General features: G+C 43.0%; 19 protein-coding genes. 15 read left to right on the top strand and 4 right to left on the bottom strand.

All coding sequences use genetic code 11. From position 1 onward, the window contains the following. The first annotated feature begins 173 nt into the window (after nucleotides 1-173). The 4 genes from MKX36_RS13280 to MKX36_RS13270 are packed head-to-tail and all read left to right on the top strand — an operon-like array spanning nucleotide 174 to nucleotide 2,230. Complete coding sequence (locus MKX36_RS13280; RefSeq protein ID WP_340864859.1) at nucleotides 174-887, top strand: hypothetical protein; 714 nt, start codon at nucleotides 174-176, stop codon at nucleotides 885-887. Beyond that, nucleotides 838-1,386 carry an accessory gene regulator ArgB-like protein gene (locus tag MKX36_RS25410; RefSeq protein WP_080561169.1) on the top strand — a complete coding sequence of 183 codons (549 nt, stop codon included), beginning with the start codon at nucleotides 838-840 and terminating at the stop codon, nucleotides 1,384-1,386. The genes MKX36_RS13280 and MKX36_RS25410 overlap by 50 nt, the downstream gene beginning before the upstream one ends. Next, entirely contained in the window at nucleotides 1,359-1,490 is a 132-nt protein-coding gene (locus tag MKX36_RS13275; RefSeq protein WP_016820731.1) for a hypothetical protein, read from the top strand. Before MKX36_RS25410 ends, MKX36_RS13275 begins: the two co-directional genes overlap by 28 nt. Nucleotides 1,491-1,495: 5 nt before the next feature. After that, nucleotides 1,496-2,230, top strand: a complete 735-nt coding sequence (locus MKX36_RS13270; protein ID WP_016820732.1) for a hypothetical protein — start codon at nucleotides 1,496-1,498, stop codon at nucleotides 2,228-2,230. 270 nt (nucleotides 2,231-2,500) lie between these two features. Here the strand turns inward: MKX36_RS13270 and MKX36_RS13265 are convergent, their stop codons facing one another. Further along, nucleotides 2,501-2,716: a helix-turn-helix transcriptional regulator gene (locus MKX36_RS13265; protein ID WP_016820733.1), complete on the bottom strand. Its 216-nt coding sequence runs from the start codon at nucleotides 2,714-2,716 to the stop codon at nucleotides 2,501-2,503. Nucleotides 2,717-2,804: 88 nt separating this feature from the next. On the opposite strand from MKX36_RS13265, the gene MKX36_RS13260 reads away from it, so the two are divergent. The 3 genes from MKX36_RS13260 to mobB all read left to right on the top strand — a co-directional run bounded on the left by MKX36_RS13260 (nucleotide 2,805) and on the right by mobB (nucleotide 5,066). Next, nucleotides 2,805-3,044, top strand: coding sequence for a helix-turn-helix domain-containing protein (locus tag MKX36_RS13260; RefSeq protein ID WP_016820734.1), 240 nt, complete (start codon nucleotides 2,805-2,807; stop codon nucleotides 3,042-3,044). A 196-nt stretch (nucleotides 3,045-3,240) separates the two neighbouring features. After that, nucleotides 3,241-4,518 carry a molybdopterin molybdotransferase MoeA gene (locus MKX36_RS13255; RefSeq protein ID WP_340864858.1) on the top strand — a complete coding sequence of 426 codons (1,278 nt, stop codon included), beginning with the start codon at nucleotides 3,241-3,243 and terminating at the stop codon, nucleotides 4,516-4,518. Then, complete coding sequence (mobB, locus tag MKX36_RS13250) at nucleotides 4,515-5,066, top strand: molybdopterin-guanine dinucleotide biosynthesis protein B (protein ID WP_340864857.1); 552 nt, start codon at nucleotides 4,515-4,517, stop codon at nucleotides 5,064-5,066. Before MKX36_RS13255 ends, mobB begins: the two co-directional genes overlap by 4 nt. A gap of 8 nt (nucleotides 5,067-5,074) precedes the next feature. Here mobB and xerS read toward each other — a convergent pair whose 3' ends face one another. Beyond that, nucleotides 5,075-6,175 (bottom strand): tyrosine recombinase XerS, encoded by a 1,101-nt coding sequence (xerS, locus tag MKX36_RS13245; RefSeq protein WP_016820737.1) that lies wholly within the window; start codon nucleotides 6,173-6,175, stop codon nucleotides 5,075-5,077. Between the two features lie 109 nt (nucleotides 6,176-6,284). Here xerS and MKX36_RS13240 point away from each other — a divergent pair, with 109 nt between their 5' ends. The 3 genes from MKX36_RS13240 to MKX36_RS13230 all read left to right on the top strand — a co-directional run bounded on the left by MKX36_RS13240 (nucleotide 6,285) and on the right by MKX36_RS13230 (nucleotide 11,732). Continuing rightward, the gene (locus tag MKX36_RS13240) at nucleotides 6,285-6,794 is read left to right on the top strand and encodes a GNAT family N-acetyltransferase (protein WP_017427739.1); all 510 of its coding nucleotides are present in this window, start codon (nucleotides 6,285-6,287) and stop codon (nucleotides 6,792-6,794) included. Between the two features lie 228 nt (nucleotides 6,795-7,022). Continuing rightward, nucleotides 7,023-8,195: a M20 metallopeptidase family protein gene (locus MKX36_RS13235; protein ID WP_277507190.1), complete on the top strand. Its 1,173-nt coding sequence runs from the start codon at nucleotides 7,023-7,025 to the stop codon at nucleotides 8,193-8,195. A gap of 465 nt (nucleotides 8,196-8,660) precedes the next feature. Continuing rightward, nucleotides 8,661-11,732 carry a X2-like carbohydrate binding domain-containing protein gene (locus tag MKX36_RS13230; RefSeq protein WP_340864856.1) on the top strand — a complete coding sequence of 1,024 codons (3,072 nt, stop codon included), beginning with the start codon at nucleotides 8,661-8,663 and terminating at the stop codon, nucleotides 11,730-11,732. A 284-nt stretch (nucleotides 11,733-12,016) separates the two neighbouring features. Here MKX36_RS13230 and MKX36_RS13225 read toward each other — a convergent pair whose 3' ends face one another. Next, on the bottom strand, nucleotides 12,017-12,934 hold the full coding sequence (locus MKX36_RS13225) for an AEC family transporter (RefSeq protein WP_019687395.1): 918 nt from the start codon (nucleotides 12,932-12,934) through the stop codon (nucleotides 12,017-12,019). A 237-nt stretch (nucleotides 12,935-13,171) separates the two neighbouring features. Here MKX36_RS13225 and MKX36_RS13220 point away from each other — a divergent pair, with 237 nt between their 5' ends. Both MKX36_RS13220 and MKX36_RS13215 read left to right on the top strand, forming a co-directional pair. Beyond that, nucleotides 13,172-14,083, top strand: coding sequence for a copper amine oxidase N-terminal domain-containing protein (locus MKX36_RS13220; protein ID WP_290409983.1), 912 nt, complete (start codon nucleotides 13,172-13,174; stop codon nucleotides 14,081-14,083). A gap of 159 nt (nucleotides 14,084-14,242) precedes the next feature. After that, entirely contained in the window at nucleotides 14,243-15,031 is a 789-nt protein-coding gene (locus MKX36_RS13215; protein WP_290409982.1) for an SDR family oxidoreductase, read from the top strand. Between the two features lie 90 nt (nucleotides 15,032-15,121). On the opposite strand, the gene MKX36_RS13210 is transcribed toward MKX36_RS13215, so the two are convergent. Further along, nucleotides 15,122-15,850 carry a DsbA family oxidoreductase gene (locus MKX36_RS13210; RefSeq protein WP_107733534.1) on the bottom strand — a complete coding sequence of 243 codons (729 nt, stop codon included), beginning with the start codon at nucleotides 15,848-15,850 and terminating at the stop codon, nucleotides 15,122-15,124. 209 nt (nucleotides 15,851-16,059) lie between these two features. On the opposite strand from MKX36_RS13210, the gene MKX36_RS13205 reads away from it, so the two are divergent. From MKX36_RS13205 to rbsD, 3 genes are read left to right on the top strand one after another with little or no spacing between them, the layout of a single operon-like run. Then, nucleotides 16,060-17,088 (top strand): LacI family DNA-binding transcriptional regulator, encoded by a 1,029-nt coding sequence (locus MKX36_RS13205; protein ID WP_340864855.1) that lies wholly within the window; start codon nucleotides 16,060-16,062, stop codon nucleotides 17,086-17,088. Further along, on the top strand, nucleotides 17,081-17,959 hold the full coding sequence (gene rbsK / locus MKX36_RS13200; protein WP_025365000.1) for a ribokinase: 879 nt from the start codon (nucleotides 17,081-17,083) through the stop codon (nucleotides 17,957-17,959). The genes MKX36_RS13205 and rbsK overlap by 8 nt, the downstream gene beginning before the upstream one ends. Further along, entirely contained in the window at nucleotides 17,959-18,393 is a 435-nt protein-coding gene (gene rbsD, locus MKX36_RS13195; RefSeq protein WP_090890548.1) for a D-ribose pyranase, read from the top strand. Before rbsK ends, rbsD begins: the two co-directional genes overlap by 1 nt. The last annotated feature ends 19 nt before the right edge of the window (nucleotides 18,394-18,412 follow it).

The raw sequence follows: 18,412 nt of genomic DNA, 5'->3' as shown, positions 1-18,412 counted from the left end.
GGGTGACTTTTTTTATTACCACGAATGGATGTCGAGTTTGAAAAAGAAAACCAGGGGGAGAAAATTTCATCTCATATTCATACAAAAAAATCCAGTTTACTAGATTATTTCATTGCCACATCTATTAGTAAAATATACAATTACATCAGGCGAAATAGGAGGATGATGTAACTGTGTTATCTGCTCTCTTATATATTATACTTGGTTTTTTCGATGCTTTAGCGGCAGTTACTTTGGTCTTGAAGCTTTATATGCTTCCCGTGTGGGAAAATCGAAGAAAAATAATTTTCTATGCAATGGGCATAGCCTTGTTTTCCTTTCTCATGAGAGAAGTTATAGGCATGCCTAAATTTGATTTTCCGCTTCAGTATTTGTTAATGGTTCTCTTTTTAAGATTTGGTTTAGGGATCAAAACATATCTTGCGGCTTTTTCTGCTGGTTCCGGTCTTACAGCTTACATTAATCTACAGTTATTTGTATATATCTTTGCAAACTTTTTCGGAGTAGCACAACCAGGTGTTATAAGTGATACAGCTGGCTCTTCCATTTACGTTATACAGCTAGCTTCTATTTTTACTGCGTACTTTATTTCTTTTGTCATGGGGAAATACAACTTTGGTTTCTCATTTATCATTCAGCCCCCACATGATTTTTTGAAAGGTGAAAATTACCTATCACCCCTTAATAAAATGTTCATTATAGGCTCCTTAATATCATTTGTCACGATTCTTGTTACTTTGTATATGCTCTATAACTCCAATACGATAGGACTACTTTCCATCTCATTGCTGACTTTTGGAATTTCGTACTTCTTATCAGAGAAAGGAGATTACGAGGATGCTAGAAACGCTATCGAGGCACATCGCATCAGAAATAAAGAAAGCTGATCCTGATGGACCTACAAGTGTAGAAGTGATGGAGTATGCGATTGGTGTGAAAATTACCGAAATTTCGGCAGTACTAATGGTCGCAGTTATGGCCTGGATAACAGGACATTTTTGGGGGGCATTACTAGCCCTAGCTACGATCATGTTTGTAAGGAGATTTTCAGGAGGGGTACACTTCAGCAACCTTACCCTTTGTGTCTGTTTTACAACGGCCATATGTGTAACTATACCTTTCGTCTCTTTAAGTTTATCAACGATTTTGATAATTAACGCTTGTTCATTATTAATGTTTGTAGTATATGCTCCCAATCATTTTATCTATATTAACAAGACCAAACATCACAAATATTATAAAACGATATGTATTTTGGTTTGCATATTAAATTTTTTTATACAATCTCACATAATATGTTTATCTTTAATTATACAAGCATTCAGTATTCTTCCTTTATGGAAAGGAGGTGAGCGAAAATGGATAAGAAATTGGCGAGAGCTTTAAGTATAAGCCTTGGTAATTACGCTAACGAGTCTACCAAAAAAGAAAAAACAATTTTTGGCGCTAAACCTGTACCAGCTGAGCTGAAGAAAACAGAAAAGAACTGAATTTAATGGAAGAGGGAAAGCGCATCCTAGCTACTCCATTGCTTGATGACAATTCACTTGGAGATTGCTCTTTTTTTTGTGAGAATCACCTAGTTGCGATTGAATTGTGGAAGCCCAAAAGCAATTATCACATCCCGCTTTTTCATACTTCTCATGGAAGATTTACAGTTCCCACCACCCTCCATGAATGTTCCGTAGGCTTACCCACTTTTTGCAATTTGGACGGATCTAATTTGGTTAACATCACACAAGTGGACAAGATCGTTACGGGAGATTATGGAGGGGGGCAGGTTGTTTTTAAAAATCAAGACATTAAAGAAAGTATAAATTCAGCAAATTTATCTCGATGGAAACAAATATATGAGAATGCAATGAATGCCGATAGAGAAATTCGTTATATTTTCGGATCGGAAATTAAGGTAGTGGGTAAAGCGGCAGTGAGCGGTTTTTTTAAAGTAGGGAATATGCTTAGTGTGGATATGTGGGAACCTAAAAAAAATTATTATGTCCCGCGTTTTCACTCTGGAGATCGTTCTTATTCAATCGGGCTAACCGCACAAGCTTGCAGGGAAGCTTTTCCGTATCTATATCCTGCTTATAAAGACACCCTGATAAACCTAGAATTGGTTTGTGAGATTGAGTCTAACGCATTTGGAGGTTTGGTACGATTCGAAGGATCAGACTTCACTTGCTCGATGTCTCATAATAAACTTAAAGCACTTAAAAAATTGTGGAAATGACCCATGAAAATTCAGGGGTCATTTTTGTTACCAGATTTAAATGAATAAGTCAATAATCAGTTAGACTAGGATAAGCCGGACGGGTTCGATTTAATTCGACATATTTCCCGTTTTTAATCATTTTCTATGTGATAAAATTTGATTATGAAAAAAATAACAATCTTTTAAATTAAGGTAAAAACAATCTACATATAAGAAAAGGAGGGTGAAAGCGGGATATATAATGTAAATGCCGGCATGTACAAACGGCCCGAAGGAAATGCCTGTTTGTCAGGCAAGTTCCCACTCATATAAGTCCTCAGCTTTACACTCCAATATCCTAGAAATGAGGACTGCCGCCTCGAATGACATTTTGTCACGTCCCGCGATCCAGTTGGATATTTGTTGCCGCGAATATCCAGTTCGTCGGGCGAGCCATGATTGAGTGCGTCCATGAGATTTGAGCTCCTCTTTCAAAAGGCATTTCCCCCGAGTAAGTTTTTGCACCTTACTTGCTCCTAACAGGGGAAAAGTGTTTCGTTCAGAGTATACAGGTAAATTACTTTTTTATCAATTATATTGTGGAGTTGATTGGATGGTTGCAGATAAAAATGAAAATGTAACTTGCACTAGCTTTTATACAATAAAGATGGCACGACTCGCTTCAGGTTATAGTGAGTTAATAGCTTGCAATATACTTGGTATGTCAATGAATGAATTAAAACATATAGAGGAAGATTCATCGGATTTAACAATAGCTCGAGCGCAGCAAATGTCCTCGTTGTATGAGGTTTCAATAGATTCAATCTATTTCGGTAAAAATAATATAACTTAATATACGTAGAAAACTGACGTAATGACATGCAAAACCAAAAAACCAAAATCTACCAATAACAGCCGAAATATGATATTCAGGCTGTTTTTTGGCGGATAGAGACTTGCAGTATCCAATAAACACCGTTCGGATTTGCCAGATAACGGTTTTAGCGTTATAACAGAAAGAGGGTATTTTAGAAGAACGGAGTGAGAACATGAATCAGACGCCATTAAACACAGAAAAATTCCAACGTAAAGCAGTTAAGGTGGAAGAAGCACAAAGCAGGATAGCTAGCTATGTTCAACAGGGAGAAAGGGAGGACGTAGGGCTCGAGCAAGCACATGGTCGCTATCTGGCGATGGATTTGACTGCGCCACATCCGTATCCCCGCTTTCGTCGTTCTGGTATGGACGGCTATGCGATCCTTGCCTCGGACACTGAAGTCTGTTCGACCGGTCAGGAAATCTGGCTACACGTGATTGATGAAATTCCTTGTGGCACCGTATCGGACAAGCGGGTGGAGACGGGAATGGCAGTCCGCATCATGACAGGAGCACAACTACCTGAAGGAGCGGACACGGTGGTGATGCTGGAGGCGATACAGCTACGTGAGGAAAATGGACAGACATATGTTGGCTTGAAGAAGCGTATGGAAGTTGGCAAAAATGTGACACAAATTGGTCATGAGATTAAGGAAGGTCAGCTTTTGCTCAGTAAGGGAACTTGCGTGGGAGCGGGGCATGTCTCGGTACTAGCTACTTTTGGTGTACATCGGGTGCCTGTTTACAGGAAGCCACGGGTGGCTGTCTTTTCCACTGGATCAGAATTGCTCGCAGTGGATGAGCCGTTACAACCGGGGAAAATTCGAAACAGTAATACATATATGCTGGCTTCTCAAATTAGAGAGGCAGGAGGAGAGCCGTTCATTCTGCAAGCCATTCATGATGATTTGAACCTTGCTCGTGCTTCTGTCCGAGAAGCGATAGCTGCCTATGATATTGTGGTTACGAGTGGTGGAGTGTCGGTGGGTGATTTTGATATTATGGGTGATCTCGTACGACAGGAAGATGTGAATATGCTGTTCAACAAGGTTACGATGCGTCCAGGTAGTGTAACCACAGCCGCAGTGATAGACGGTAAGCTGTTATTTGCGCTCTCTGGCAATCCCGGTGCATGCTTTGTAGGCTGTGAGCTGTTTGTACGACCAACTATTCAAATGATGTTATCTTCGGCACATCCGTATTTGCAAACCTGGACGGCGAAGCTAGGAGCAGATTATACGAAGGTAAACAACTATACCCGCTTTGTACGCAGTTCTCTGGAGATACGTAGTGGGCAAGTATATGCGATTCCTGCGCGAGTAGATGAATCCAGTGCTATGGTTACGATTAAGGACAGCGATTGTCTGATCGTAGTTCCTCCCACAACAGAAGGCTTGCACGAAGGTGAAGAAGTGCATGTACTGGTGCTTCAAGGCGGACAGGTGACGTGAAAACGAAATATCCATTTGTATGTCAAATCGTCGGATTCAAAAATACAGGAAAAACAACCTTCCTCGGAGGTTTGATTCGTTATGCGCAGCAGTCAGGACTACGTGTAGCTGTGATCAAGCATGATGGTCATGAATTTGAGATGGATCATGAAGGGACAGATACGTACAAGCACCGACAGGCGGGTGCCGAAGGCGTAGCGATTGTTTCGGCAGGAAGAACTGCCATTTTAGAGGAACATAGTCGGCCTGTGATCGGACTCATCCGGCATTTTCAGGCCTATGACTGTGTGTTGCTGGAAGGTTTCAAGCAGGAAAAATATCCGAAGCTGATCATGGTGCGGGAACAATTGGATGCGCAGCTTGTTCAGGAACTGACAAATGTGCAGGGAGTAGTAGTTTGGGAGTACCACATGGATTGGGCTCAGGATTACTACTCAGATGAACAAACGGTGCAAATATTTCCTGCCGATGCCAGCGAACCGGCAGGCTGCTGGCTACTCGAACAGATTCAGAGGCACAAAATGGGATTTCAGACAGAGCAGGGATAAGAGGGCCACTAATTAGCGGAGTCAGTCTGAGTCTCTATCCGTCGTTCGATCGCCTGAGACATCGTTTTGTCAGTCAGGTGGGCATAGACTTCCGTTGTTTCTGTCGAAGCGTGACCCAGCTGTTCCTTGGTTTTGTAAATATCATTTTGTAAATAATAGTCAGTAGCAAAGGAATGACGGAGCTTGTGAACGGTCAAATAGGGCTTGCCGAACCGCTTGGCGTATTTGATGATCATTGCTTGAATCGCTCTTTTAGTCATCCGTTTGCCCTCAGCCCTGCCGTTGGGTCGCGCGACAAAAAGAGCTTTTTCTTTTTTTGGAGCGCGATAACGGGTATGTCTTAAGGATAAATAAAGTGCGAGATCATCTTTGGATTGCTCGCGGAAATATACTGGCGTTTTAAAAGTTTCATCGTTATTTCCTTTACGGTACACATACAGCAATTTATTGTTTATATCGAGATCGTCCATGTTCAAGTTGACGATTTCGGATACACGCAGTCCCGAGTTCAGAATAAGACTTGCGATACAGGCATCTCGCTCCTTGTTCAATTCATAGGAGTATAGGGCTTGCTTGTTATCAGCCAAATCTTGTCCATAGCCTTCATAAATATAGCCGATAAATTCAAGCAGTTCTTCCTCTTCCAGTATTTTCCCTTTGAGCTTGGCGGCCGTATCCTTGGGTTTATGTACGCGCTTAATTTCGACTTTGGCCATAATATTGCGCTTGAGCAACGGATAAAAGTTTTCATCCTCAGCGATTTGGCTCAAATAATGAAAGAGTGAACGCAAGGACGATAGCTTACGTGAAATGGTGATGCGGGAATTGGAGCCTTCGCGTTTGGTAGACAGGAACAAACGAAAACCTGTAATGCTATCCATATGGAGTGTCTCTAATTCTTCCAGTGTCACTTGGGCATTCGTTTCTCCGGCAGACAAGCCTTCCGAGCGAAGCCATGAAAAAAAAGCTTCGTAATCCCGCACATATTCCAGCAAAGTAGAGGGGGATAGGTCGGGAAGCTTGTAATCCATAAATTGCTGTACGTACCATGGCAAATCCGGCAACTTTTCATCCAGTTTGCGCCGGTCGATGATCTTTTGTATGTTCATAGGGTTCACCTCGTCCGGTCATAATACATGTATTTTAGCATATTTTGAACAGCACTGGATGGGAGTAATCAAAGTAAAGAACAAGCTGACCGCCAAGAGAGGTGAAAGTATGGGATATAATATCAAATCAGAATTGAAGCTGTCCATAAAGAGTGTACCAGAGTCGCAGAAGGACATTATTGTCCAGCTCATGCAATTTTACTTATACGATTTTACAGCCTATCTGCGAATTGATGTCACTGAGAAGGGGACATTCCCGGCTTATCCAGACTTGTATCAATACTGGACGAGCGGCGAACAAAAGCTGCCTTTTTTGATCTGGAGACAGGATATTCCTGTGGGCTTTGCACTCGTTGACCGAATGTCTAGCAATCGAGAAGCTGACTATTACATGGCTGAGTTCTTTGTACTTCGTCCTTATCGACACAATGGCGTGGGCACTTGGGCGGCTCATGAGCTGTTTGGACGTTTTAATGGGCGATGGAAGGTGACTCAGATGAGCACGAATAGACCAGCCCAATCCTTTTGGCGCAAGGTCATTGGAAGCTATACGAATGGTGAGTATAGGGAGCAAACACATCCAGTACGAGGGAATATAAGTCAGTTTTTCAATACATGAAAAATTCATAATAGAAAACCACCAGAAAAAAGCCGAGGAGAATATTTTGTCGGCTTTTTTGTTGTCATTTCAAGCCTTCTGTTCATGGATCGTTCCAATTAGAACTTGCATTGACATTGGTAAAAACGCAGGTATACAGTTATTTGGTAATTCATATATAACTTATTGGAATCATTTATGGTAAGATAAGGATAGAAGTATATAAATTCAATAGGAAAAGAGGGTAATATGCTGGAGAAATGGGTTCAGGAACTAAAAGATGGTGAACAAGAACTGATTGCGTGGAGAAGATATTTGCATCAGCATCCAGAGCTTTCTTTTGAGGAAACGAATACATCTGCATTTATCGCAGACCAATTACGCTCTTTTGGTATTGAAGTAAGAACGAATGTCGGTGGAAACGGTGTGCTCGGTTTTTTAGAAGGCGGGCAGCCAGGTAGAACGATTGCATTTCGTGCTGATTTTGATGCACTTCCTATTCAGGATGAAAAGGATGCGCCTTATAAATCGACCGTTCCCGGTGTTATGCATGCTTGTGGACATGATGGTCATACAGCTGCGTTGCTAGGAGTGGCACGAGTGTTAAGCCATCACCGTGAGACACTGAAGGGAAAGCTTGTGTTTATTTTTCAACATGCCGAAGAAAAACCGCCTGGCGGAGCCAAATTCATGATTGAGGATGGTTGTCTGGATGGGGTGGAAGCAGTATATGGTATTCACCTTTCCTCGGAAATTCCACTGGGCAAAATCGGCTTAAAGAGTGGGCCGGCAATGGCTGCTGCCGATGCCTTTTCAATTGAAATCAACGGCAAGGGCGGACATGGCGCCAGACCGCATCAGACAGTGGATTCCATTGTTATTGGAAGTCAAATTGTGAACGGACTACAACAGGTCGTGAGTCGCAGAGTGGACCCTACGGAATCAGCAGTGTTAACGATTGGGGTATTTCAAGCAGGAACTGCCTTTAATGTAATTGCAGATAAAGCCAAAATTGAAGGGACCGTACGTACGTTTAATAAGGATATACGCAAGGAAGTCGAAAACGAAATTCGTAGTATCGTAAAAGGTCTAACGGATGCTTATCATGCGGGATACGAAATTGATTATTTGAATGGTTATCCTGCTCTGGTGAATGCCGAGGCCGAAACAGAACGGGTACGTGAGCTAGTCAGTAGGCTGTATGGAGTAGATGCTTTTATGGACTTAAAACCGGCCATGGGAGCAGAGGATTTTGCCTATTATCTAGAACAACGACCTGGAGCTTTTATTATTGTGGGCGCTCGTAATGAGGATGAACGAACCCATTTTGCTCACCACCATCCTCGCTTTGATTTTGATGAGCGTGCGTTACTCATCTCAGGACATATTTTTTTAGCGCTGGCGCTTGAATATTTGCAGTAATTTCAACCTATTAATGAATAGCCATAGCATTACGGAAGCCCGAACCGCGCATAGCGCGGTTTTTTGCTGTAAATCAAAGTATTTTGGTACCTCGTTCGAATGAAATTTAAAGAAAATAATTCATTATATGAAAAATTCATATTAGTAATTTATAAGAGGTATCAACTGTAAGTGGAAGCCAACTCTTTTATTACAAGTTATCAAGCAGAAGATACTATTACATTATCTTGATTTTTCACACAAGGAAATGAGAAAAAGATGACGAATCTTTTGAGCAGACACCGATGTAAGCGCTAACAAAAAAGATTGCAAATCTATTGGATTACTGGAGGTGAGCTTGAGAGAACGCTTGTTTGATTGATGAATGGAATAATAACGATAGGAACGAATCCGCAATTGACTGCTTACTTTTAGCTCGAAATGACTTGCATTTTTAAATGATTACGGAGAAGGAGGTTGAATTCATTGACTAAGGCAAAAAGCAGGTTGAGAATTGTATGTTTGGCGCTTATAGTAGCGGGTGCTTCCTGGACAGGCATGATAGCACCCACCCATGCTGCTCCAAGTGACGATTATACTTGGAAAAGTGTCGTTACAGGCGGTGGAGGTGGTTTTGTACCTGGTATTATTTTTAATGAAACGGAAAAAGATCTGATCTATGCCCGTACAGATATTGGAGGAGCTTACCGCTGGAATCCTGCGAGTGAAAGCTGGATTCCGCTGACGGATTCTGTGGGCTGGGAGAATTGGAACAAAAATGGTGTCGATGCACTAGCCACCGACCCTGTGGATCCGAATCGTGTATATATAGCTACAGGCACGTATACTAATTCCTGGGATAAACAAAACGGGCAAATTATGCGCTCTACCGACAAGGGGAATACGTGGCAAACTACAAAGCTTCCCTTTAAGGTAGGAGGCAATATGCCGGGACGCTCAATGGGTGAACGTCTGGCAATTGATCCGAATAAAAACAATATATTATTCTTCGGAGCTCGAAGTGGTAATGGATTGTGGAAAAGCTCCGATTACGGGGCGACCTGGAGCAAGGTGAGTAGTTTTCCGAATCCGGGGACGTATGTACAGGACCCTTCCAATGAATACACCAGTGATATTGTCGGTTTAGCCTGGATCACTTTTGACAAAAAAACGGGCTCTTCCAGTAAAGCAACACAGACCATCTATGTGGGTGTCGCAGATAAAAAGCAAAGTGTCTATCGCAGTACTGATGGCGGGACAACCTGGTCTGCTATAGCGGGCCAGCCTACAGGCTATTTGCCACATCACGGCGTTTTATCGCCAGATGGCGACCTGTATATTTCTTACAGCGATGGAGCTGGACCGTATGATGGAACAAAGGGTGAGCTGTGGAAACTGAATACAGCCAGTGGACAGTGGACTAACATTAGCCCCGTTGCCAGCAGCAGCGCAGACAATCATTTTGGATATGGTGGACTGACAGTGGACGCCCAGAAGCCAGGTACACTTATGGTTGCAACGTTGAATGCCTGGTGGCCGGATGAAACGATTTACCGCAGTACTGATCGTGGGGCAACCTGGAGCCCTATTTGGGAATTTGATGGTTATCCAGCTCGTAAGCTGAAGTACAATCTGGATATATCCGGTGCGCCTTGGCTGACTTTCAATGCCAATCCTGCACCGCCGGAAGTATCGCCCAAGCTGGGCTGGATGATTGGAGATCTGGAAATAGATCCATTTAATTCAGATCATATGCTGTACGGCACAGGAGCTACGATTTATGGCTCTAAAAATCTGACCAATTGGGACAAGGGAGGTAAGCTGGACATTTCGGTAGCCGCTAAAGGGGTAGAAGAAACGGCGATTTTGGATTTGGTGAGCCCTCCAACTGGAGCTCCTCTGGTGAGTGCAGTGGGTGATGTCTCCGGATTCAGACATGACGATCTGTTCAAGGCTCCTGCTAAAATGCTGGATAATCCAACCTTTACAAGCAGCGAAAGCATTGATTATGCCGAGTTGAACCCTTCTTTTATGGCTAGGATAGGTAAAGCAGACTATAAAAAAGATCCAAACGCCAAATCTATCGGATTATCCAATGATGGCGGAGCGAACTGGTACAAAGCAAATAGCGAGCCTTCCGGTACGGCAGGAGGAGGAAGCATCGCGGTAGCGTCAAATGGTAATGGATTGCTGTGGAGTACATCGGACAAAGGTGTATTTTATTCCAAAACCGGAGGAAACTCATGGACAGCAAGCACGGGAGTTCCAGCTAATGCAAAGATCGCCTCTGACCGAGTAAATCCTAACAAATACTACGCGTTTGCTGCTGGGAAAATATATGTAAGTGTTGATGGAGGCGCATCCTTCACACCATCCACAGTTACTGGTTTGCCAAGTGTAGGTAATGCAGATATTGGTGCTGTACGAGGAGCGGAAGGAGATGTGTGGTTTGCTGGAGGCTCCGAGGACGGAGGGCCATACGGCTTATGGCATTCCAAGGATTCAGGTGTTACATTCACCAAGCTTGATCATGTGCAGGAGGCGGATTTTGTAGGCTTTGGCAAAGCAGCACCCAATCGCACCAATGCAGCAGTGTTTATCGTTGGTAAAATTGACGGTACACGTGGATTTTATCGCTCGGACGATGCTGGCACAAACTGGGTACGCATTAATGATGATAAGCATCAATATGCTCGTGTGACCACCATTATTGGGGATCCTCGGGTTTACGGACGTGCTTATCTGGGAACGAATGGCCGTGGCATTCTGGTGGCAGATCGTGTGAGTGGTGATCAGCCATCTACCGGACAAGCAAGTATTACACCGACGGCTGCAACCTATGGAGTGGCTAACAGTAATACCGATATTACTGTCAAGCTTACTCTTAACGGTAATACACTAGAAGCGATCAAGCAGGGAAGTGTGGCACTGAACAAAGGTGAAGATTATACGGTTAGTGAAGAAACAGTTATTCTTACCAACAAGTATTTATCTAAACTTCCTAAAGGAGAGACAACGCTCAACTTCCATTTTAGTACAGGCAATGATGCGTTGTTCACGATTACGGTGAAAAGGGATACGCCAAGTGAGCCGGGAACAGGCGAGGGTGCTCTGAAGGTGCAATCCTTCAATGGGAATGTATCTGCAACAAGTAATACGATCAGTTCCAAGTTTAAAATAACCAATACAGGAAGCTCACCCGTTTCCCTAGCAGACGTGACATTGCGTTATTATTACACCGTTAACGGGGAGAAATCACAAAACTTCTTTACGGATTGGTCTAGCATCGGTACAGGGAATGTCATTGCTAACTTCAGAACATTAACCGATGCAAAGCCAGGTGCAGATTCTTATGCAGAAATTGGTTTTAAGTCGGCAGCAGGTTCTTTAGAGCCTGGTCAGAGTGTTGAGCTACAAACCCGGATATCCAAAGCGGATTGGAGCAATTATACACAAACTGATGATTATTCCTTTAATCCCACAGCAAATAGCTTACAAGATTCCACTAAAATAACCGCTTACCTGTCTGGGATCAAGCAATGGGGAATTGAGCCTTAAATCTTCATAAAATAATCTTAAGTCAGCCACTCTAATGAGCGAGCTGGCTTTATTTTTGGAGGAATCAGAGGTTTAAATTCAAACACATAAATATTTCACTATATGAAAAATTTATAATAGAAAAAGATTCCTTCTCGCATACCATCATCATCAAACAAACACACCACTATAAACAGAAAAAGGGGTACAGTCACGAACATGTGTTCCTATTTTGATTGAAAAAGAAACGCTCCTGTCCTCAGACAAAAAGCGTTACAAATCAAGCTTTATATTTATCATACAACTCAAGTAAGATGACGAGATATTGAAATTAACAGAGTCATCGTAATGACATTTACAATCGTAGAAAGTAATACTGTCTGTGCCGCAAAGTCAGGTTCATTTTTATATTCTTCCGCCAAAATACTCGTGTTAACACCGGTAGGCATACCTGATGCAATGAGCAATGCTTGAGCGGGAATCCCCTTAAGATCTAGAAAAAACACGAGCATAAAGCCAACTATTGGACCTGCAATTAGGCGTAATACCATACTGATATACACGGCTGTCCGGCGCAAATGAAAAGGATACTGCACAATTTGTGCTCCCAAAGTAAGCAGAGCCACTGCGACCATCGAATGGCTAATATAATTTAGAGGCTCAGCCAGCAAATTAGGCAATGGACTGTGCAGTAGATTCAGGAGCAGGCCCAGCACAAGCGCGTAGGGGACAGGCATTTTCAAAAAATTAATTAAAATTTTTCGTGTATTGGCCTTACCGTTCTGTACAACAAAAGTACCATATGTAAATGTAACAAAGCTTTGAAAAGTCATAATCAGAGCTTGGACAGAAATAGCCAGCGGATCACCTTTAAACACCAACTGATTAATTGGTAGACCATAATTCCCTGAATTATCTAGCATGACACTGTTTGTAAAAGCTCCACGCATTCCGGGGCTGTATTTCAGAGATCTGGCAACAGTAGTACTGATTACGTACAGAATAGCTATGTACAGGGCATAAAAAAGTGAAACCTCACCCATGAGAATTAAAGAAATTTCAGAGTTATAAAGACCGGTAAACACAACTGCAGGGGTGATATAATAAAAATTAATTTTAGCTAGGGTATACAAATCCAATCGAAAATAATATTGCATGATACAGCCAAAACCGATAAGGACAAAAATAGGTAAAACAACGTCTAAAAGAATGGTGCCGAACATGTCTGTCTCCACTTCTTTCTATTATGCGAATGTAAACGTTAACCCTTAAAATGCACGTGCATTTCCCATTATACTGTGGAAATAGGTTCACGCATAATAAAATTTATTATATTGGATTAGCCATCAGTCCCTGCAAATGCAACACTAGTAAAAAAGGGCTTCATATTTAGCTTATAGTAGCCGTTAATATATGTAGGTTATTAAACCTGGTCTTTTACTATAAGGAGGAATCGCATCATGAGAAACACATGGACAGCATTATTAGCGTGTATACTGGTCTTGGGACTGGCAGCGGGAACTGCCGAAGCTAAGCAGGGGCACCGAAATGATCAGGAGAAGAAACAGGAAGCAAATACGTCTGATAAAGACCGGAATGAAAAGAGCAGCAAAAAAGATAAACACAATGAAATCAAAAAGAATACCCCTGTTGCAGTAACGGATGATACATACGGGGAGTCCAAAGACCAAAAAGGTCGCAAGGGACACAACGGATATAACGGTCTGCTACAAGCAGTAGAAAATACAAAAGATAAGCCGGCAGGAGCGGTTATTGCGAATCTGCTGCTTACAAAATACCCGGAACGTTTGACCCCGGAGCAGGTAACTGAACTTGAATTGATCCGAAATTCTGACAAAGCATTAACTAAGGCTGCTGAGCTACTGGATGAAAACGGAAATGTAACAGATGCCGTTTACATGCAGGAGGAGGCAGTATTGGCTGATGTGTCCAATCTGGATAGCTACAAAAAACTGGATGTATTCTCAAGGAAGGCTGGACGGTCATCAGGTATGAAGCTGTTCGTGAATGGTGAAAAATACGATGCCGAACCGATTAACCGCAATGGCACCACACTTGTTCCTTTTAGAACAGCTTCCGAAGCCCTTAATGCCAAAGTTTCCTGGGATCCGAAAGAAAAGGCTGTTACTGTCAGTCGCAACGGCGTGTCCGTCAAATTATTAGTGAATAGCGCCAAAGCATACATTAACGGCCAGCCGTATTCTATCGAGCAGCCAGCATCCATAGTGGATGGAACGACAATGGTACCTGTAAGGGTAATCGGAGAGGCTTTGGGAGCAAATGTTAAATGGGAGCCTGAGAGCCAGTCCGTTGTTGTATATGAGCAGTCAACAATATCTGAAGCATTATAGTGCTATAAACCAAGAAAATAGTGTATAACAGAAAGGGCGCCTGACTAAATGTCAGGTCCTTTTTTGTGTTGCCTTGCTACTTTGTACCTAGCTATTCGCATTATGTGCTGGTCATGTGTACAATTAAATAGAGAAATCTCAGAAAAGGGAGTGTCATAGATGGATTTAGGATTAACAGGAAAAGTAGCCTTTGTTGCAGGCTCCAGTAAAGGCCTTGGCAAAGCAAGTGCACGCGAATTGGCACGTGAGGGTGCGAATGTTGTTATTTCTGGACGAAATGAAGCAGAGCTTCAGCGGACTCAGGCCGAATTACAGGAAACAGCGAGTGGTCGCGTTGAATATGTAGTTTGTGATGTAACCAAACCTGAACATATCTCCCAGGCCATCCGCCGTACAGTTGATAGGTTTGGCACCGTCGATATTTTGGTTAACAATGCGGGCGGCCCTCCTGCGGGCAGCTTTGATGATTTTACAGATGAAGTATGGATGCAGGCCTTTGAGCAAAATTTACTTAGTCATATCCGGTTGATCCGTGAGGCGTTACCCTATATGAAAAAACAACAAAGTGGTAGAATTTTAAATATCGCCTCATCATCAGTGAAGCAGCCGATTCCGGGCCTAATTATTTCCAATACACTACGTACTGGAGTTGCCGGATTGGCGAAAACATTGTCCATGGAATTAGCCCCATATAATATTCTGGTACATACTGTAGCACCAGGGAGAATTGCAACCGATCGCGTACGTAGCTTGGACGAGCATCGAGCCGAAAAATCCCACCAAACGACGGATCAAGCTCGCAAACAAGCAGAAGAGGGCATTCCGTTGGGACGGTACGGTGAGCCTGAAGAGTTCGGTAAAGTCGTTGCTTTTCTGGCGTCATCGGCTTCATCCTATTTGACCGGCAGCACCATTCTTGTGGACGGCGGAATGATTAAATCACTATAAAAAAATAAAGAAGCGTGCCGCATCAGGTTTAATTGGTGCAGGCACGCTTTTTCATAAGTTATCTAAAAAGAGGTTTAGTTCATTGGCTGATCAGCTCTCGCGGCTTGGAAGCTCACAACCATCATCAGTACATACACCAGCTGCATCCTGTTTGGACGAGCTGCCGCTAATCATAGTGAAAGGAGAACGTTCATCCCATGCTTTTTGAAGCGCATCGTGAAATACCTCCTCAGGCTGAGCACCAGAAACAGCAAATTTTCGATCAAATACAAAGAATGGAACACCCTGAACGCCTAACTTAGCACCTTCAGTTTCATCAGCTCTAACTTCGTCGGTAAAGCGGTCACCGGCTAATATGGCAGCGGCTTCGTTATGATCCAAACCAACTTCGGCTGCCAACGCTGCCAGTACTTCATGATCCCCAGTATGCTTGCCTTCCATGAAGACAGCCTGAAATAAACGCTCGCTCAATTCCAGCATTTTGCCTTGTGTGTGAGCCCAATGCGTTAGACGGTGAGCATCGAAAGAGTTTGTCGGCACCATGGCATGAATATTGTACTCCAGACCTGTAGAACGTGCGTTTTCGGTCATGCGATCATTCATGGCATGAGCCTCTTGCAGACTAACGCCATATTTTGCTGATAGTTCCTCATTAATCGTCTTACCACTTTCTTTCACAGCATTCGGATTTAATTCAAAACTCTTGAATGTCAATTGAACCTCATCGCGATGTGGGAACTGCTGCAAGACTTGCTCCAAACGGCGTTTGCCAATATAACAGAACGGACACATATAATCAGACCAAACTTCGATATTCATCAGGAAATGCCTCCATATATATATTTTATTAAGCAACTGAGAGTGAATCAGCATACTTTAGTATAAGCAAAAAGGTGAAACTTCATCAGTTACAAAAAGATTATACGGCTATTGCTTTCGATGTGCAAATAATTAATGCTTGTCAAAAAATAAATGCTATGATATTTTATATGTGTAACCGGTTACACAATTGGAGTTGAACCTACATTATGACAACAATTAAGCAAGTAGCAAGTTTTGCAGGTGTTTCCGTGGCGACCGTATCCCGAGTTATTAATGAAACCGGCTATGTCCACGAGGATACACGGCGAAAAGTTGAAGCTGCGGTGAAGCAGCTAAATTACAAGCCTAATGAAGTTGCACGTTCTCTGTATAAAAAGAAATCCAGATTAATCGGCCTGCTGCTGCCGGATATTACAAACCCTTACTTTCCCTTGTTGGCTCGTGGGGTGGAGGATCGAATGCAGGAAAATGATTTTCGTATTATTTTCGGTAATAGTGATGAGGATCGCCAGAAAGAATTAGATTACATGGATACTTTTGTTCAGAATAATGTTGTTGGGGTTATTTCATCTACCAATGACCCTGCTGCCGACTGTTACGCCAAACTGAAAATACCAGTCGTTTTTCTCGATCGGACTTCCAGTGACAGTCTCTCCGTTTATGCGGATGGAGCTCATGGCGGTCGCTTGGCTGCACAGGCTATGGTTGCCCGTGGCAGCAGACAAATTACAGTCATGCAGGGTCCTGCTCATATTCGTCCAGCACAAGATCGTTTTCGCGGGGCAGTGGAAGAGCTTCAGCATTCTGGTATTGATTACCATATCGTCGAGACAACGTCCTTTTCGTTCAAGGAAGCTGAGTTATGGGCCAAAGAGCTGTTCAGCAAGTATCCGGATACGGACGGAGTTATTGCCAGTAACGATATTGTAGCTACCGCGGTGATGCATGAAGCACATAGATTAGGAAAGAAAATCCCGGAAGATGTTCAAATTATCGGGTTTGATGATATACCATTAAGCAGCTTGTTATTTCCGCCATTATCAACAATCCAGCAGCCTGCTTATGAAATGGGCTGGGAAGCGGCAGGTCTGCTCATTCAATTGATTGAGCAGTCGCAAGCAACGAAGTCAAGTGTACCTAATCTTCATTCGAAAGTACTTACCTATTCAAGCATACAATTGCCCGTCAAATTTATCGAACGGGAAACAACGAGAAAGGTGGATCATCATGGCTAAAATTTCGGTTATCGGAAGCAGTTCGATGGACCTCGTAGTTACTTCTTCCAAGCGTCCCGGTGCTGGTGAAACGGTATTGGGAGAAAGCTTTACAACCGTACCTGGCGGTAAAGGAGCCAATCAGGCAGTAGCTGCAGCACGACTCGGGGCGGACGTTACGATGATTGGACGTGTAGGAGACGACCATTTGGGACAACAGATTTTACGCAATTTTGAAGAAAATCATGTTCATATTAACTATGTGAAACCGGTTACACATATGGAAAGCGGTACAGCACACATTGTACTAGCCGAGGGTGATAACAGTATTGTCGTGGTAAAAGCAGCGAATAATGAAGTTACTCCTGCTTACGTGGAAGAAGGGCTTGATGTCATACGAAGTTCGGATATTGTGTTAATTCAACAGGAAATACCGGCGGAGACGATTGTCTATGTAAGCGAAATTTGTGCGAAGTATCAGGTACCCTTGCTGCTGAATCCAGCCCCGGCTCGTGAAGTTGAAGAAAGCGTAATTGCCAATGCAACCTACATTACCCCAAACGAGCATGAAGCTGCCATCATGTTTAAGGATATGAGTCTTCAAGAAGCACTGCGCAAGTATCCTAACAAGTTGTTTGTAACGGAAGGCAGCAACGGTGTACGATTTTTCGACGGAGAACAGGAAGTTGTGGTTCCTACTTACAAGGTAGAAGCCGTGGATACAACAGGTGCAGGAGATACGTTCAACGCTGCTTTTGCGGTAGCACTAGCTGAAGGGAAATCGCTGGCAGATAGTGTGAAATTTGCTAATCGGGCTGCGTCCTTGTCTGTTACCAAATTTGGAGCGCAAGGTGGAATGCCAACCCGTCGTGAAGTGGAGGAGCAATTATAATGAAGAAACATGGAATTCTTAACAGTCATATATCCAAAATATTAACGGATCTCGGCCACACGGACTTTATTGTCGTGGCTGATGCCGGCTTACCAGTTCCTGAAGGCGTTACCAAAATTGATTTGGCATTGAAACTGGGTATTCCGTCCTTTCAGGACGTTGTTGATGTCATTGCCGCAGATATGGTGATTGAAAAAGTAACACTGGCTGAAGAAATCAAACAAGAAAATGAACAAGCGTTACAGTATATTATGCGCACCTTTGCAGGAGAGCAACTAGAGCATTCGCAGATTATTCAGCCGACTGCCGTCATTGAGTTTTGCTCACATGAACAATTTAAGACATTAACTCGGCAAGCCAAAGCTGTTATCCGTACAGGAGAGGCTACGCCGTTTGCCAATTGTATTTTACAGGCAGGAGTTCTTTTTGGATAAATTAGTGTTGAATAAAAAA

Source organism: Paenibacillus sp. FSL W8-0439, from assembly GCF_038008995.1.
Taxonomy (GTDB): Bacteria; Bacillota; Bacilli; order Paenibacillales; family Paenibacillaceae; genus Paenibacillus; species Paenibacillus polymyxa.
The sequence above is the reverse complement of the archived record's forward strand: the minus strand, read 5'-3'. Positions and strand labels throughout refer to the sequence as shown.

Bases quoted from the DNA above. Each gene is read 5' to 3' on its own strand.
- MKX36_RS25410 (WP_080561169.1), top strand. From the start codon at position 838: ATGCTAGAAACGCTATCGAGGCACATCGCATCAGAAATAAAGAAAGCT.
- MKX36_RS13275 (WP_016820731.1), top strand. From the start codon at position 1,359: ATGGATAAGAAATTGGCGAGAGCTTTAAGTATAAGCCTTGGTAATTAC.
- MKX36_RS13270 (WP_016820732.1), top strand. From the start codon at position 1,496: ATGGAAGAGGGAAAGCGCATCCTAGCTACTCCATTGCTTGATGACAAT.
- MKX36_RS13260 (WP_016820734.1), top strand. From the start codon at position 2,805: ATGGTTGCAGATAAAAATGAAAATGTAACTTGCACTAGCTTTTATACA.
- MKX36_RS13255 (WP_340864858.1), top strand. From the start codon at position 3,241: ATGAATCAGACGCCATTAAACACAGAAAAATTCCAACGTAAAGCAGTT.
- xerS (WP_016820737.1), bottom strand. From the start codon at position 6,175: ATGAACATACAAAAGATCATCGACCGGCGCAAACTGGATGAAAAGTTG.
- MKX36_RS13240 (WP_017427739.1), top strand. From the start codon at position 6,285: ATGGGATATAATATCAAATCAGAATTGAAGCTGTCCATAAAGAGTGTA.
- MKX36_RS13235 (WP_277507190.1), top strand. From the start codon at position 7,023: ATGCTGGAGAAATGGGTTCAGGAACTAAAAGATGGTGAACAAGAACTG.
- MKX36_RS13225 (WP_019687395.1), bottom strand. From the start codon at position 12,934: ATGTTCGGCACCATTCTTTTAGACGTTGTTTTACCTATTTTTGTCCTT.
- MKX36_RS13220 (WP_290409983.1), top strand. From the start codon at position 13,172: ATGAGAAACACATGGACAGCATTATTAGCGTGTATACTGGTCTTGGGA.
- MKX36_RS13215 (WP_290409982.1), top strand. From the start codon at position 14,243: ATGGATTTAGGATTAACAGGAAAAGTAGCCTTTGTTGCAGGCTCCAGT.
- MKX36_RS13210 (WP_107733534.1), bottom strand. From the start codon at position 15,850: ATGAATATCGAAGTTTGGTCTGATTATATGTGTCCGTTCTGTTATATT.
- MKX36_RS13205 (WP_340864855.1), top strand. From the start codon at position 16,060: ATGACAACAATTAAGCAAGTAGCAAGTTTTGCAGGTGTTTCCGTGGCG.
- rbsK (WP_025365000.1), top strand. From the start codon at position 17,081: ATGGCTAAAATTTCGGTTATCGGAAGCAGTTCGATGGACCTCGTAGTT.
- rbsD (WP_090890548.1), top strand. From the start codon at position 17,959: ATGAAGAAACATGGAATTCTTAACAGTCATATATCCAAAATATTAACG.